18 protein-coding genes are annotated in these 14,924 nt (G+C 65.4%); 6 read left to right on the top strand and 12 right to left on the bottom strand.

Features of this window, described 5'->3' with window-relative positions:
* Window positions 1-426: 426 nt before the first annotated feature.
* Window positions 427-1,272, bottom strand: coding sequence for an LLM class F420-dependent oxidoreductase (locus tag ABQF30_RS12715; RefSeq protein WP_448464124.1), 846 nt, complete (start codon window positions 1,270-1,272; stop codon window positions 427-429).
* Window positions 1,273-1,333: 61 nt separating this feature from the next.
* Between ABQF30_RS12715 and ABQF30_RS12710 the strand changes: the two genes are divergently transcribed.
* From ABQF30_RS12710 to ABQF30_RS12695, 4 genes are all read left to right on the top strand, one after another.
* Window positions 1,334-1,897 carry a TIGR03086 family metal-binding protein gene (locus ABQF30_RS12710; RefSeq protein WP_448464122.1) on the top strand — a complete coding sequence of 188 codons (564 nt, stop codon included), beginning with the start codon at window positions 1,334-1,336 and terminating at the stop codon, window positions 1,895-1,897.
* Window positions 1,898-2,008: 111 nt separating this feature from the next.
* On the top strand, window positions 2,009-3,355 hold the full coding sequence (locus ABQF30_RS12705) for an NAD-dependent succinate-semialdehyde dehydrogenase (RefSeq protein ID WP_448464120.1): 1,347 nt from the start codon (window positions 2,009-2,011) through the stop codon (window positions 3,353-3,355).
* A gap of 31 nt (window positions 3,356-3,386) precedes the next feature.
* A complete protein-coding gene (locus tag ABQF30_RS12700; RefSeq protein WP_448464118.1) occupies window positions 3,387-3,764 on the top strand; it encodes a thiol-disulfide oxidoreductase DCC family protein in 378 nt (125 codons plus the stop codon).
* 3 nt (window positions 3,765-3,767) lie between these two features.
* A complete protein-coding gene (locus ABQF30_RS12695) occupies window positions 3,768-4,775 on the top strand; it encodes a PHP domain-containing protein (RefSeq protein ID WP_448464116.1) in 1,008 nt (335 codons plus the stop codon).
* Here ABQF30_RS12695 and ABQF30_RS12690 read toward each other — a convergent pair.
* The gene (locus ABQF30_RS12690) at window positions 4,764-5,054 is read right to left on the bottom strand and encodes a YiaA/YiaB family inner membrane protein (protein WP_448464956.1); all 291 of its coding nucleotides are present in this window, start codon (window positions 5,052-5,054) and stop codon (window positions 4,764-4,766) included. The two genes, ABQF30_RS12695 and ABQF30_RS12690, sit on opposite strands and share 12 nt — an antisense overlap.
* A 66-nt stretch (window positions 5,055-5,120) precedes the next feature.
* On the opposite strand from ABQF30_RS12690, the gene ABQF30_RS12685 reads away from it, so the two are divergent.
* On the top strand, window positions 5,121-5,546 hold the full coding sequence (locus ABQF30_RS12685; RefSeq protein WP_448464114.1) for a hypothetical protein: 426 nt from the start codon (window positions 5,121-5,123) through the stop codon (window positions 5,544-5,546).
* A 9-nt stretch (window positions 5,547-5,555) separates the two neighbouring features.
* Here ABQF30_RS12685 and dinB read toward each other — a convergent pair whose 3' ends face one another.
* The 4 genes from dinB to ABQF30_RS12665 form a co-directional block, all read right to left on the bottom strand.
* Window positions 5,556-6,761, bottom strand: coding sequence for a DNA polymerase IV (gene dinB, locus ABQF30_RS12680; RefSeq protein ID WP_448464112.1), 1,206 nt, complete (start codon window positions 6,759-6,761; stop codon window positions 5,556-5,558).
* A gap of 13 nt (window positions 6,762-6,774) precedes the next feature.
* On the bottom strand, window positions 6,775-7,176 hold the full coding sequence (locus ABQF30_RS12675) for a site-specific integrase (RefSeq protein WP_448464110.1): 402 nt from the start codon (window positions 7,174-7,176) through the stop codon (window positions 6,775-6,777).
* 136 nt (window positions 7,177-7,312) lie between these two features.
* Entirely contained in the window at window positions 7,313-8,227 is a 915-nt protein-coding gene (locus tag ABQF30_RS12670) for a decaprenyl-phosphate phosphoribosyltransferase (protein WP_448464108.1), read from the bottom strand.
* A 393-nt stretch (window positions 8,228-8,620) separates the two neighbouring features.
* Window positions 8,621-9,262 carry a TetR/AcrR family transcriptional regulator gene (locus tag ABQF30_RS12665; protein WP_448464106.1) on the bottom strand — a complete coding sequence of 214 codons (642 nt, stop codon included), beginning with the start codon at window positions 9,260-9,262 and terminating at the stop codon, window positions 8,621-8,623.
* Between the two features lie 78 nt (window positions 9,263-9,340).
* On the opposite strand from ABQF30_RS12665, the gene ABQF30_RS12660 reads away from it, so the two are divergent.
* Complete coding sequence (locus ABQF30_RS12660) at window positions 9,341-10,810, top strand: flavin-containing monooxygenase (RefSeq protein ID WP_448464104.1); 1,470 nt, start codon at window positions 9,341-9,343, stop codon at window positions 10,808-10,810.
* 69 nt (window positions 10,811-10,879) lie between these two features.
* Here ABQF30_RS12660 and rraA read toward each other — a convergent pair whose 3' ends face one another.
* The 6 genes from rraA to ABQF30_RS12630 all read right to left on the bottom strand — a co-directional run bounded on the left by rraA (window position 10,880) and on the right by ABQF30_RS12630 (window position 14,896).
* Entirely contained in the window at window positions 10,880-11,359 is a 480-nt protein-coding gene (rraA, locus tag ABQF30_RS12655; RefSeq protein WP_448464102.1) for a ribonuclease E activity regulator RraA, read from the bottom strand.
* Window positions 11,356-12,120: a MerR family transcriptional regulator gene (locus ABQF30_RS12650; RefSeq protein WP_448464100.1), complete on the bottom strand. Its 765-nt coding sequence runs from the start codon at window positions 12,118-12,120 to the stop codon at window positions 11,356-11,358. Before ABQF30_RS12650 ends, rraA begins: the two co-directional genes overlap by 4 nt.
* Before the next feature lie 48 nt (window positions 12,121-12,168).
* Window positions 12,169-12,681: a hypothetical protein gene (locus ABQF30_RS12645; RefSeq protein WP_448464098.1), complete on the bottom strand. Its 513-nt coding sequence runs from the start codon at window positions 12,679-12,681 to the stop codon at window positions 12,169-12,171.
* 84 nt (window positions 12,682-12,765) lie between these two features.
* Window positions 12,766-13,707 carry a CopD family protein gene (locus ABQF30_RS12640; RefSeq protein ID WP_448464096.1) on the bottom strand — a complete coding sequence of 314 codons (942 nt, stop codon included), beginning with the start codon at window positions 13,705-13,707 and terminating at the stop codon, window positions 12,766-12,768.
* The gene (locus tag ABQF30_RS12635) at window positions 13,683-14,195 is read right to left on the bottom strand and encodes a copper resistance CopC family protein (protein ID WP_448464954.1); all 513 of its coding nucleotides are present in this window, start codon (window positions 14,193-14,195) and stop codon (window positions 13,683-13,685) included. The genes ABQF30_RS12640 and ABQF30_RS12635 overlap by 25 nt, the downstream gene beginning before the upstream one ends.
* The gene (locus tag ABQF30_RS12630) at window positions 14,195-14,896 is read right to left on the bottom strand and encodes a YcnI family protein (RefSeq protein WP_448464094.1); all 702 of its coding nucleotides are present in this window, start codon (window positions 14,894-14,896) and stop codon (window positions 14,195-14,197) included. Before ABQF30_RS12630 ends, ABQF30_RS12635 begins: the two co-directional genes overlap by 1 nt.
* Window positions 14,897-14,924 lie beyond the last annotated feature (28 nt).

Genomic DNA, 14,924 nt, shown 5'->3' with positions numbered 1-14,924 from the left:
TTACCGCCTTGACGGGGCTGAGGTAGTGGTGTGCGACACATTCTTGCATCGGCAAGCGCCACATCAGTCACATCTATCACTTTAAAAACAGCAGATCTTTATGCGGCGTGGCTCACACTGTTTGCCGGGCATTAGGTATCTAATGACTTCATGAGACCTCTGCGGTAACGTGGAGTCACGGATACAGCTATTGGCAAGTCGCAGGAGTAGTCACCGTGTATATCAACCCGCTGAACCGGTCACGGATGAGTCGAATCGCCTGGTCATTGTTCCGTCACCCGGTTAAGAGCCGGGAGTTTCCCGCCAGGAACGAGCGGCTGATCACCGCCGACGAGTTACTTCGCTTCGGCGTCTAGCTATCTCGACCCATCGCGTCACCGACGATCTCGCCGGCGACGCGTGGCCTTTGCCCTTTGCCTGATCGTCCTACCTGCCGCCGTAATCCCTGATGGCCTCCGCCAGTGGCTCGAGCACCGCCGTGTCGTAGGGCGGCGGCAGATAGATGATCGCCAGATCCAACCCTTCGGCGCCGAGCGCGGCGGCCTCGTCGACAACCTTGGCGTAGTCGCGGTCCTCACCGAGGCGGACATGCGCCGACAGAGTGATCTCCTTGGGATCGCGGCCGATATCAGCGCAATGCGAGGCCAGCACGTCGCGCTTGCGGGCGAACTCCTCGGGCGGGCCGCCGACGAAGTTCCAGTGATCGGCGTACTTCGCGGTGATCCGCAGTGTCCGCTTCTCGCCACTGCCGCCGATACAGAACGGTGGGTGCGGCTGCTGCGGACCCTTGGGCTCGTTGCGGGCGTCCTTGAGTTGGTAAAACTTGCCGTCGAACGTCGTCGTCTCCTGGCTCAGCAGGCCTTTGAGTACCTCGCACGCCTCCTCGAACCGGTCGAAGCGCTCCTTGATCGAGCCCAGTTCGATGCCGTAGGCGCCTGACTCCTCCTCGTTCCAGCCTGCGCCGATGCCCAGCTCAAGCCGACCGTTCGAAATGATGTCGAGAGCCGACGCCATGTTGGCCAGCACCGCGGGATGGCGGTAGTGGATGCCGGTCACCAGCACGCCGACGCCTAGTCGTTCGGTGGCTTGGGCCAACGCCGTCAGCGTGGTCCAGCCCTCCAGACACGGGCCGGTCGAATCGGAGAAGATCGGATAGAAGTGGTCGAAAGTCCAGCCCGACTCGTAGACGTCGATATCGTCGGCGGCTTTCCAGATGGCCAGCATGTCGGCCCATGTCGTGTTCTGCGGGGATGTTTTGAAGGCGAATCGCACAACATTCGAAACTAGTCGCGAAGTGTGATTAATTCCTGGCCTGGCCAAAGTCAGCATCTCCATGATCGATCTGACGGCAGCATGTGAACGCACGGCACAACTACTGGACGGCGTCCGCGATGAACACCTCGACGATCCCACTCCGTGCGAGGAACTGACGGTGGGCCAGCTGGTAGCCCACGTCGGCGGATTGGCGGTGGCGTTTGCCGCGGGGGCGCGCAAAGACTTCGGGGTCCTTACCGACACCCCGCCCGGCGAAGATGGTTATCAGCTTGATGACCGCTGGCGAACCGAATACCGGAGAGCACTTGCCGATCTTGCGGTGGCCTGGCAGACGACGGATGCCTGGGATGGCATGACGCGTGTCGGCGGTGTCGACCTTCCAGGGATAGTCGCGGGCTCGGTGGCTCTGACCGAGGTCGTGATCCACGGTTGGGATCTTGCGCAGGCCACCGGGCAGCCCTACGAGGTCGAGACCGGGACTGCTGAAGCCGTTCTGGCGCAGGTTTCGTCTTTGGCATCGGACGGGCCGGTCGAGGGATTGTTCGGTCCGGCGATCGTTGTGCCCGACAGTGCCTCCGCGTGGGAGCGGGCATTGGGTCTCAGCGGCCGACGAGGTGTGTGAGGTTGTCACCTTGTGCTGATTGCGTACCTTCCGGGCCATCTTCACGGCGCAATCGGTAGTCTCGCCGGTGGAAATGTACGAAATCCCCCGATCGGAACACCCGGAGTGAACATGAGCGAGTACGCAGTCACCGATCCGGCGACCGCAGAGGTCGTCGCCACCTATCCGACCGCGACAGACGCCGAGATTCAGGCCGCGATCGACGCCGCCGCCAAGACCGGCCGCACGTGGGCCCGCACCTCCACGGTGGCCGAGCGAGCTGCGCTGCTCGGCAAGGTCGCCGACCTGCACGAGCAACGCCGCGAACAACTCGCCGATGTCATCGTCCGCGAGATGGGCAAGCCGCGCGATCAGTCGCTGGGCGAGGTGGACTTCTGCGCGGCCATCTACCGGTACTACGCCGAGAACGCCGAGAAGTTTCTCGCCGATGAGCCGATCAAACTGCTCGAGGGTGACGGCAGTGCCGTGATCAGGCGTGGCCCGATCGGTGTGCTGCTCGGCATCATGCCGTGGAATTACCCCTACTATCAGGTGGCCCGGTTCGCCGGCCCAAACCTGGTGGTGGGCAATACGATTCTGCTCAAGCATGCGCCGCAGTGCCCCGAATCCGCTGAGCTGCTGCAGCTGCTGTTCCTGGAGGCGGGCTTCCCGCAGGGCGCGTACATCGACATCCGTGCGACCAACGACCAGGTCGCCGACATCATCGCCGATCCGAGGGTGGCGGCCGTTTCGCTCACCGGGTCCGAACGTGCCGGCGCCGCGGTCGCCGAGATCGCCGGGCGCAATCTGAAGAAATGCGTGCTGGAGCTTGGCGGCTCCGACCCGTTCATCGTGCTGTCCACCGACGACCTCGACGCCACCGTGGAGTCCGCCGTCGAGGCGAGGCTGGAGAACACCGGGCAGGCCTGCAACGCCGCCAAGCGGTTCATCGTGAGCGACAACTTGTACGACGACTTCCTGAGCAAGTTCACCGAGAAGCTGCTGGCGGCTGCCGACGGTATCGCGCCCCTGTCATCGGAACAGGCCGCCGAAAGGCTTGAGACTCAGGTCAAGACGGCCGTCGACCAGGGCGCCAAGTTGACCTCTGCCGGTGAGCGTCGCGGTGCCTTCTTCCCGCCGGGCGTCCTCACCGGGGTGACCGAGGACAACGACGCATACCACCAGGAGCTCTTCGGTCCGGTCGCGGTCGTCTACAAGGCCGGCTCGGAGGAAGAGGCCGTCGCCATCGCCAACGACACCCCATTCGGTCTGGGTTCCTACGTCTTCACCACCGACGCCGACCAGGCCGTCCGGGTGGCCGACAAGATCGATGCGGGCATGGTGTTCGTCAACGCCGTTGGCGCGGAGGGCGCCGAGCTGCCGTTCGGCGGGGTGAAGCGGTCCGGTTTCGGGCGCGAGCTGGGCCGGTTCGGCATCGAGGAGTTCGTGAACAAGAAGCTGATTCGCATCGTCAGCTGACGATGCGGCCGGGGCCGGGCACACTGGAGGTGTGAGCGGAGTCCTCTACTTCGACGGCAACTGCGGCATGTGTACCCGCAGTGTCAATTCGTTGATGCGCAGGCAGCGCACCGGCGATCTGCACGTCGCCCCGTTCCAGCGGCCCGGCACCGCCGAACGGCTCGGCGTTCCGGTGGACACGATGCTCGAAGCCGCATGGTGGCAGGACGCGTCGGGCTCGGTTTATCGCGGGGCGGAAGCTGTTAATGCTGCGGTTGCCGCGGGGCTCGGGACCCGGATTCCGTTGCGGCTGTACCACGTGCCTGGCGTTCGGCAGTTGCAGGACGCGGTGTACCGGTGGGTGGCTGCGCACCGCTACCGGTTCCCCGGCACCACACCGCACTGCGCGGCCCGGCCGGGAGACTGCTGACCCATGGATCCGGTGACGGCCCTGCGCCAGATCGCCTATTACAAGGACCGCGCCCGTGAAGAGCCGCGCCGGGTGATGGCCTACCGCAAGGCCGCCGACATCGTCGAAGCGCTGACCGACGAACAACGCGAACGGTTGGGTGTCGCCGACGGGTGGCAGTCATTGCCCGGTATCGGCCCGAAGACCGCGAAGGTCATCGCCCAGGCCTGGGCCGGTGGGGAACCCGACGTGCTGGTGGAATTGCGTTCTGCGGTACAGGATCTCGGCGGGGGAGACGTCCGCGCGGCGCTGCGGGGTGATCTGCACGTGCATTCCAACTGGTCGGATGGATCTGCCCCGATCGAGGAGATGATGCTTGCGGCAAAGGATCTCGGGCATGAGTACTGCGCGCTGACGGATCATTCACCGCGACTGAGGATCGCCAATGGGCTATCGCCCGAGCGACTGCGTGAGCAGCTCGAGGTCATCGAGGAACTACGGGACAAAGTTGCGCCGATGCGGATCCTGACCGGGATCGAGGTCGACATTCTCGAAGATGGATCGCTCGACCAGGAACGCGATCTGCTGGAGCGGCTCGACGTCGTCGTGGCCAGCGTGCATTCGAAACTGGCCATGGATGCCCCGGCGATGACTCGGCGCATGATCAAGGCGGTGACCAATCCACACACCGACGTCCTCGGACACTGCACCGGACGGCTGGTCACCGGCGGCCGCGGCAACCGGCCGGAATCGAAATTCGATGCGCAGAAGGTGTTTACCGCGTGCCGCGACAGTGGCACGGCCGTCGAGATCAACTCCCGACCGGAACGCCGCGACCCGCCCACCCGCCTGCTGAACCTGGCCCTGGAGATCGGCTGCCTGTTCAGTATCGACACCGACTCGCACGCGCCGGGCCAGCTCGAGTTCCTCGGCTACGGCGCCCAGCGGGCGCTGGACGCCGGTGTGCCGGTGGATCGGATTGTGAACACGTGGCCCGCCGAGCAGCTGCTGCAGTGGACCTCAACTAGTTGATGTGAACGGATTGTGTTCGGCGAGCAGTTTTTCCATGCGTGCCTCATCGAGGCGAACCCGCACGGTCGTGGCCTCCTGCTGGTCGCGGATCACCTTGGCGAGCGTGAATGAGCTGGTCACGAGGAACAGCACGGACATGCCGAGGAAGAGGCGCTGCCACGAATCCAGTGGCAGAAAAAGGATTCCGCCGAGCAGACCGAGAAAGCTCGCGCCGAATGCGATGGCGGCCTGCAGGGAAAATGCGGCGGTAACCTTTGCGGTGTCAGTGAATGCGTTCATGACAGGCAGCTTGTCGTAGGTCACCGCCCGGCGGATGCGTGAGACTACTCAGATTAAGCTCACGCGATGGAACTTGGCGTCGACACCACCGTGACTCTTCTGGCAGCCGGTCTGATCTTTCTGCTGGCGCTGGTCCTCGGGATTTGGAAGTACCGGCAGATGGCCACCAGTGAGAACCACCTGGCGCATCCCTACGTCGACATTGCGCACCGGGCTGCGCTGCTCTACTCGTTCGCGACGCTGTTGGTGGCGGCCTTCGTCGAACTGAGCGCCTGGCCGACGTGGGTGAATCTCACCGCGGCGATGGTGCTGGTGGCCTTCTTCGTCATCGCGATCGCCGCTTACATCCAGCATGGCGCCAAGCGGGACACCACCAACCAGTTTGAGCAGTCCAGTCCCGGGTTGCACGCCGGGATGCTCGCGCTGATCCTCGGCGAGGTCGGCGGATTCACCGTGCTGCTCGCCGGTTTCATTGCCGCACAGTTCTTTTAATCGGGTCGGTCAATCCGGCAGCATCGGCATCTCCAACCCTGGATCCCGGCCGACCAACACCCCACGGGTCAACAGCGCATTGCCGAACCGCTCGCGCACCTGATCGATCGCGCCGTCGAGCGCCACCGGATCCGCCTGCTCGTCGAAGGGCAGCTCGAGCTGCTGGCTGCCGTCGCGGTCGGTGTTGGACACCGCGAACCCGACGAGCGTCAGTCCGCGCTCGGCGATCAGTGGGGCGGCTGTCGATACCAGCGCCCGGGCCGCGTCGAGGATCGCGTCGGTCGACGCCGTGGCCTGGGGCAAGGTGTGCGAGCGGGTGGCCCGGCCGAAATCGTCGAAGCGCAAGCGCAGCACGACCGTGCGTCCGGTCCGTCCGGCGCGGCGCATGCGGCGGGTGATCCGGTCGACCAGGTTGACCACCACCACGTCGACCTCCGCGGCCGACATGGTGTTGCCGCGTCGGCCGAGTGCCCGTTGGGCGCCGACCGAACGGCGGCGCACGCCCGTCGTCACGCGGCGTCGATCGATGTTGCGGGACAATGCGTACAGCTGGCGCCCCATCGCGCCACCGACCATGGTGCCCAGCGCGGACTCGGACAGTTCGGCAACATCGGCCACCGTCTCGATGCCGTGCGCATGCAGTTTTTCGGACGTCTTGGCGCCGACACCCCACAACCGCCGCACCGGAAGTGGATGCAGGAAAGCGAGTTCGCGGTCCGGTGGCACCAACAACAATCCGTCGGGCTTGGCCACCTGACTGGCCACCTTGGCCAGGAACTTGGTGCGCGCGATGCCGACGGTGATGGGCAGGCCCACCCGGTCCTTGACCTGTGCGCGCAGCCGGCTCGCGATCTCCACGGGTGTGCCCGACACCCGGCCCAGGCCGGACACGTCCAGAAACGCCTCGTCCACCGACAGCGGCTCCACGAGCGGGGTGGTGTCGTGGAAGACCTCGAACACATCCCGGCTGGCTTGCGAGTAGGCGGCCATGCGGGGCGGGACGACGATGGCCTGCGGGCACAAAGCGCGGGCCTGCCGTCCACCCATGGCGGTGCGCACACCGAAGGCCTTGGCTTCATAGCTCGCGGCGAGCACCACCCCGCCGCCGACGATCACCGGCCGTCCGCGCAGCGAGGGATCGTCGCGCTGCTCGACCGACGCGTAGAACGAATCAAGATCAGCGTGCAGGATATTCGCGAGGCCTGACACGAACATATGTTCCCCTGAGTTAGCCGTGTATTTGGCGGTCATGATCCGGGGCCTTGTGTAATGGACGGTGCCGTCGGAGCCCAGATGCGCAAGGAACGGGCGCCACGATCCAGTGGCACCGCCCGACTTGATGGTGGTCAACAGCTCGCCACAGTCCACCCCGTGGCGGTGGTGGTATGTGTAGAACGAAGCGCCCGAGATGTTCTAAACGGACTGTGCGCCAATCAGTTCCGTGAGCACACAGGAATTCGAAGTAGTCCCGCAGATCGAACGCATACGATCGTACCGTTCCCGGTGAGCGCTCGATAACTGTCAGACGGGCCAAGAACTCGTCGACGGGAGCCACAACGGCGAATGACTCATCAACCACCGTCCATGACTCCGCGCTGGCGTCGGGAGCCGTGACTCGCTGCACCCGCATAACCGCCTCCTGATCAGCGTCGACAGGCTTAGCGGAACAGTAACCGGCACCACCGACATCCTGATGCAAGGGCTTCAGACGACTGTCTCGTTCCGTGAGAAACGAGGTCGTCAGATCGCTGTCTCAAGTGAACCGGTCAAGCGGAGGCGATTGCGGCGCACATGATCGTGATCCAGGCGACGCCCAGAAGTTGCAGCACGCGGTCGCGCAAAACGATGTCTTCGGGTTCGCCGGCCAGGCCACCGTCGACGTCGACGGCGTAACGCAAGACCGCGAGAGTGATCGGGATCATCGAGACTGCAAACCAAGATCCTGACTGTCCGTCTCGCTCGAATGCCCACAGCCCGTAGAACACAACGACGGCGGTGGCTGACATGGTCCACACAAACCGGAGGTAGGTGCTGGTGTAGCTCTCCAGCGATTTCCGAATCTTGGCGCCTGTTCGTTCGGCGAGTTGTAGTTCGGCGTAGCGCTTGCCGCACACCATGAATAGCGATGCGAAAGCCATCACAAGCAAGAACCACTGCGACAGCGGAATGCCGGTCGCCGCGCCACCGGCGATTGCTCGGATCAGGTACGCGGAGGAAACAATGCCAATATCAAGCACGGGTTGGTGTTTGAGGCCGAAGCAGTAGCCGAGCTGAATGGCGAGATAGATTGCTATTACGAGCCCCAGAGCCGGCACAACCACGGTCGACATCGCCAGCGACGCAGCCGCCAAAGCGATAGCCAATGCGTAGGCCAGTGAGGGTGGGACAACTCCAGCGGCGATAGGGCGGAACCGTTTGGTGGGATGTTCTCGGTCGGCGTACACATCGCGGGCGTCATTGACGAGATAAATCGATGAGGCGGCTAAGCAGAACGCCACAAACGCGATGCCCACCTTGTAGAACACATCGCGGTAGTCGTAATGGACGTCACCGCCGAACGTGGCCAGGGGTGCGACAACCACCAGGATGTTCTTGATCCATTGCCGAGGTCGCAGGGCTTTGATGATGCCGGTCGCCAGATTGGTGGGGGGCCCCATCTGAAGTGAGGCTTCGCGGGTCATGAGCACTGATTATGAGCGTGCTCGCCGAGGGCGGGGTCGAACGCCGCGCCGAACGTTCCTGGTGCCGTCTCGGTTGTAAACAAGCGAGACACCATCTCGTCCGCCACCACCTCTTTCGATCGGCCAGTTCGCGGTGTCTCATTTCTCGTCTCCGCCCTCGCGTGTTCCGGCAGTGCTCGTTGTCGGTCGGCGATGCGACAGTTCCGTGGAGGGATTACGGCTGGCTCAAGGGGCGCGGCTACTCGGTCCCCGTAACCAAAGTTCTTACGTCGAAGACACCCAAGGTGAGGCCATGGCGCAGTCACAGATCCCGGCTAACGACACTCGTCCGCTACATCACGGACAGGATCAGAGTGACCTAGGAAACATATGTTCGCATCAATGGCCGGCAAGTTACGCAGCAGCGCCGTAAATGCTGTTGAGCCAGATGTGGGTGAGGGTGTCGACGACCTTGTCGTGAGCGACGGCCGGCTCCTCGGCCGCCAGCGTCGCCATCATGGTCCGCTCGTTCATCAGGTTCAGTGAGGTGGCCAGGTCGAGTGCCGGAATGGTGTCCGGGGCGGCGCCGCGCCGCCGTTCCTCGGTGATCAGCGCCGCGGTCAACTTGATCCACTTGTGCATGAGTCCGGCCCAGAACGCCCGGAACTCGGGACTGCTGTTGACGGCCTCCGTCCCGGCCCGGGCCGTGGACGGATGGGAGCCGAATGAGTCGAAGAAGATCTCGATGCCGCGACGGATCGCCCGGTGGGGATCGGCGGGCATGCCTTCGAGCGCATTGTCGAATCCGGTGTCGGCCCGCTTGATCAGCGGATCGAGCAGGGACAGCAGCACCGCTTCCTTGGACGGGAAGTAGAAGTAGAACGTGGGGCGGGAGATTCCAGCGCCTTTGGCCAGGTCATCGACCGAAATGTCGGCGAACGACCGGTCCTCCAACAGTTTGCCCGCAGTGGCCAGGATCGCCGCTTCCCGATCATCACCCGACGGGCGGGCGGAACGGCGGCCGCGTGGCGCGCGGGCCTGGTTGGCAGTGGTCACGACCAGAAGCTTAACATTGCGTCGAGTTTATCAACACACTGTTGACCGACTCAACGCAGTGTTGATACCGTCGGTCCCATGACCGAACATTTCGATGTTGTGATCGTCGGCGCCGGCATCTCCGGCATCAGCACGGCCTGGCACCTGCAGGACCGTTGCCCGACCAAGAGCTACGTGATCCTCGAGCGCCGCGAGAACATCGGCGGCACCTGGGACCTGTTCAAGTACCCGGGCATCCGCTCCGATTCAGACATGTTCACCCTCGGATTCCGGTTCAAGCCGTGGGAGTCGGCCCGCTCCATCGCCGACGGCCGGTCGATCTGGAACTACATCAACGAGGCCGCCGACGAGAACGGCATCAGGGACCACATCCGCACGGGCCACCGTGTCCTCTCAGTGGACTGGTCGGACGCCGACAACCGCTGGACCGTGGACGTCGAGCACGACGGAGAAGCCAAGCAGATCACCGCGTCGTTCCTGTCGGTGTGCAGCGGCTACTACAACTACGACGAGGGCTATTCGCCGGAGTTCCCGGGCGAAGCGGACTTCAAGGGCCAGATCATCCACCCACAGCATTGGCCCGAGGACCTGGATTACGCGGGCAAGACGGTCGTCGTCATCGGTTCCGGCGCCACGGCAGTGACGCTGATTCCGTCGTTGGTAACCGGCGGCGTCGGCCATGTGACGATGCTGCAGCGCTCGCCCTCCTACATCGGCTCGCTCCCGCTGGAGGATCCGGTCGCACTGCGGACCAACAAGTATCTTCCGAAGCACCTGGCGCACTTCGTAAACCGGTGGAAGCAGATCGGTTACAGCACCGGGCAGTACCAGGTCGCCCGCAAGCTCCCGGCAGTGTTCAAGAAGGTGCTGCGCCGGATGGCTGAGCGCCGGTTGCCCGAGGGCTTCGACTACGACAAGCACTTCAGCCCGCGTTACAACCCATGGGACGAGCGAGTCTGCCTGGCGCCCAACGGTGACCTGTTCAAGGCCATCCGATCAGGTAAGGCCGATGTCGCCACCGACACCATCGAGACCTTCACCGAAACTGGCATCAAGCTGGCGTCCGGTGCAGAACTGCAGGCCGACATCATTGTCACCGCAACGGGTCTGAACATGCAGTTGTTCGGCGGGGCGACGGCGAATCGCAACGGTGAGCCGATCGACCTGACCAAGTCGATGACCTACAAGGGCCTGATGCTGTCGGGCGTGCCGAACATGGCGATCACGTTCGGCTACACCAACGCGTCCTGGACGCTGAAGGCCGACCTCGTTTCGGAGTTCATCTGCCGCTTGCTGAACTACATGGACGCCAACGGGTTTGACCGGGTCGAGCCGCAGCATCCGGGTGACGCCGTCGACGAGCTGCCGTTCATGGACTTCACCCCGGGCTACTTCCGGCGTGCGATGGACAGCCTGCCCAAGTCCGGCTCGGAAGCGCCGTGGCGGCTGAAGCAGAACTACATCTTCGACATGCGGACCATCCGGTACGGAAAGGTCGACGAGCAGTCCCTGCACTTCACCAAACACCGTGCGGCAGTGACTGTTTAGTTTGTTCGCCGAGCAGACACAGACTCGCACAAATCGCGCTTGAAAAGTGCAAGTCTGTGTCTGCTCGCGTTATGGCGTGACTACGACAATGCCGTCCTCGTCGCAGTAGGCGACATCGCCCGGCACGAACGTGACTCCGCCGAACGAGACCTCGACATCGCGTTCACCTTCGCCGGTCTTGGTCCCCTTGCGCGGGTTGGTGCCCAGCGCCTTGATGCCGACGTTGATCGTGCGCAGCGCCGCAGCGTCGCGCACCGCACCGTGCACGATCACCCCGGACCAACCGTTGTCGGCAGCGAGCCCCGCGATGATGTCGCCGACCAGCGCGGTGTGCAGCGACCCGTTCCCGTCGACCACCAACACCCCGCCGCCACCGGGGGTGGACAGGATCGACTTCAGCAGCGCGTTGTCCTGGAAGCAGCGCACCGTCGTGATCGGTCCGGCGAACATCGTTTTGCCGCCGTAGTTCTGCAATTGCAGATCGCAGCTACGCACGTCGGGATAGATCTCGTCGACAAGGTCAGCGGTGGCGCGTGGTTCGATACTCACCCGTCGATGCTAGCCACGATGATGTCGTGCACGAACTGTGCCAACCCGGGCTCGGCCTCGTCGTAGTAGCGGGCGAACCGCTCATCCTCCACATAGATGTTGGCCAGACAGACGTGCATGTCGTCGCTGCAGTCGTAGAACCGGGAAATGTTGGCGCGATGCCGGGCCGCCAGCTCGTCGGCTCGCGCCGACCCGGCACGTACCCCGGCGCGCTTCCCCTCGGCCAGCGCTTCCAGCAGCGCGTCGTTCTCGGCCTTGAACTCGATCCAGTCCTGCTTGGTCATCTGTGCGGTGCGTTGCCGCGACTGCCGCCATTCCTCGGTCTCACCCCAGCGCTCGCGGGCCTCGTCGTCGTGCTCGTCGAAAACGGCACTGCCGAAGATCTCCACCTGCTCCTCGGCGGTGAGCTGAATTCCTCTGTCGTGGGCGCTCATCAATTCCTCCACTGCCTTGATGGTCTGCTGTAACTGCTCGGCCTGTTCGCACAGCAGGCTGTGCTGGCGTTGCAGGTGGGCGAGCACGTCGGCATCGGCGTCATCGACCAGAGTCCGGATCTCGTCGAGCGCCAGCCCGACGGACCGGTAGACGAGCACCAGATGCAGCCGCTCGATGTCGGCATCGGTGTAGCGCCGATAGCCCGCCGCGGTACGCACGCTCGGCACCACCAGGCCGATGTGGTCGTAGTGGTGCAGGGTTCGCACGGAAACCCCCGTCAGAGCGGCTACCGCTCCGACGGCTCTCGCGTCCCTGTTGGCGTGCATACAGCCAACTATCGACCCTCACGCAGCGTGAGGGTCAAGGCGAACTCGTCAGTCTTCTGCTGAATGGCGACGCGTGATGAGGATGAGCAGAACCGCCAGGAGGCCGACAGCCGCGGCCGCGGCCATCGGCACCCGGGATGACACCGGGGCGTCCAGTGGCGCCGGTACCGCACCCGAGACCGGGTTGGTTGCCGCGGCGACAGTCGACTTCGCTTGGGCCGCAGTCTCTTCCGCAGCTGCAGCCAGATCTTCGGGCGGGGTGGGTGCGACTTTGGCAGGTGCCTTCTTGGGCGGGGCCTTCTTGGCGGGGGCCTTTTTTGCCGGAGCCTTCTTGGCGGCCTTGGCGGGGGCCTTCTTCGCGGGTGCCTTCTTGGCAGGCGTCTTTTTTGCCGGAGCCTTCTTGGCGGCCGGCGGCGCGGGCGCGGCCGGCGGCGTGGGCGGAGTCGCCGGAGCCGGCGGAGTCGCGCGAGCGGGATCCTCACCGGCGCCCGGCGGACCTGCCGGAGCGGAGCCGGTCGGGGTCTCCGGCTTCTCGATGGGTTGATCCTGCTGCTCTGCCATTGTGGCTGCTCCTTTGCAGTGTCTTGGGCTCGCGATGTTGGCGGCGGCCGGCAGTGGCTCCCATCATGCCAGGCGGCGAGTTGGTCAACCGGTGACGGCCAGGGCTGCGGCGAAGGTGACTGCGACGGTCATGATCGCCAGTTCGGCCAGCGATCGGTGCTGCGACAGGCTCGCGCTCGACCGATGTGACCGTGCGGCAGGTAGCCAACCCGCCCGATTGCGCCAGGCCAGCGCCAGGAGGGCCGCGGTCACCACCACTTTCGCGGCGAGCAACCGGCCATAGCCGGTGGTCCACAACTCGGTGGGGGAGCCCAGCCGAACCAGTGCGCCGACAACCCCGGCGGCCAGCAGCACGGCCACACATCCCAGCGACAGCTGCGAGAAACGGGGCAGCACCCGCGCCCACTGGCCACGATGCGTCACGGTGAGCACCAGGGCGGCCAGCACACCGCACCAGAGGGCGGCGGCAAGAGCGTGCACCGCCACCGCCATCCCGCCGAGCGGACTCTCCGCGAGGTGGCCGGCCAGTGTCCGGGCGGCCACCCCGGCGGCCGCGATGCCGACGATCGCAACCGTCGTCGACGCCGTACGGGTCGCGACGAGCGCTGCGGCGCAGACGGCGAGCGGCGCCGCGATACTGACCAGCCCCGCCCGACCCCCGCCGGTGTGCAGCGTGAACTCGATGACCGTTCGAACGCCGACGTGCTGAACCGAAACCGCCGCGGTCTGTGCCGCCACCACGATCAGGCGCACCAGCTCGGCGAGCAGCCACACCGCGCCGCTGACCGCGAGCGGGCCGGCCGCCGTGCGGGCCAGCTCAGTGCGGTAGCGGGCGGCGTCGAGGAGCGGGACCGCGGCCAGTCCGAGAGTGACCACGGCGGCGCAATCCGCGACGGCCCGCACCAGGGCACCGGCCATCGAGTTCTGCGGGTAGGCCAGCGCCCACGCGGCGACCGACGACGCAACCACGACGAGTGCGCCGCCGGCCACCGACCGCCGGGTTATGCCTTCCGTCCGACCGCCCACCAGGCCCCACCGCCGATGATCACCGTTGCTGCCAGCACAAACGGCCACACCGGGATGCCCTCGCCGGACGAGTCGGAGGTGCCGGGCGCCGCGGCAGCCGGCCCGGGAGTACCGGTTCCGGCCACGGTCAGCTCGAACGACCACGAACCGGACACCACGTGCCCGTCGGCCGAGGTCACTCGGTAGTTCACCGTGTAGGTGCCTGCAGGTCCGAGGGGCCGGACCGCGACACCGATCACCGCGCCCTGCACCTGCGGTTCGCCGTCCGACCACAGATTGCCATCCGGGCCGACGACCGTCATGGCCGCGAACGCCTGCTGTAGCGCCTCGTTGAAGGTCGCGCTGACACGAGTCGGCGACCCGGTCAGAGTCGCGTTCTCGGCCGGATCGGTACCAACCCGGGTGGCGTGCGCGGACGCGGTGCCGGCACCGGCCAGCCCAGCCACCGTGAGGAAGAAGGCCGCCAGGGCCACGGCCACCGTCCGCATCATGACCGCCGCCTGGCCAGCAGCGCGGTCACCACCGCTACCGCGGCGAGCGTCAGCGCACCGCCGGCCAGCCAGCGCGCCGAGTTGTCGGTGGCATCGGCGCTGACCGGCTGGGCCGCGGTGGCAGCCGGCGTGGCCGTGGCAGGCGCCGCGACGGCGGGCCCGCCATGATCGCCGTGTCCGCCCTCGGCCGCCGGCCCGGTCAGCGCGAGTTGAGGTGCCGGGTGCTCGGGTTCACCGCCGTCGGGCAGCGGTGCCTGATCCCAGCGCACCACGGTGCCGTCGGAGTAGGTCTGGGTGGCGGGAAAGCTCACCGTCTCCGCTTCCGGCAGTTTCACCGAGATCTTGAACAGTGCGAACTGTTCGGCGGAGATGCCCACGCCGGGTGCGGCCGTCCAGGTGACGGACTTGACGGTGCCTGCTGCGGCATCCCGGTCCAGCTTGGCCGTCCAGCCGGGCATCACCTCGGTGCGCGCAGAGGCCACATCGGGCAGCGCCACGCTCAATTGTGTTGTGAGCGCTCCGGTGTCGGATTCCCCGGGCACCCGGAATATCAGCACCGAGGTGCTCCCGGGTGCGGCGCTCTCGGCGTCGACGTGTACGTGGGCCGAGGCCGGTGCAGCTGTGAGCAGCGCCGCCGCGGCGAGTGCGGCTGTGGTGCGCAGAAGGGCGCGCAGAGGCGCCCCGGTAAGGGGTTGCATTGTCGTTGAGTGTCTTTCGTGGCAGGTG

The sequence above is a fragment of the Mycolicibacterium sp. XJ870 genome (genome assembly GCF_053483975.1).
Note: the sequence above shows the minus strand (reverse complement) of the source record. Positions and strands in the feature narration are given on the sequence as shown.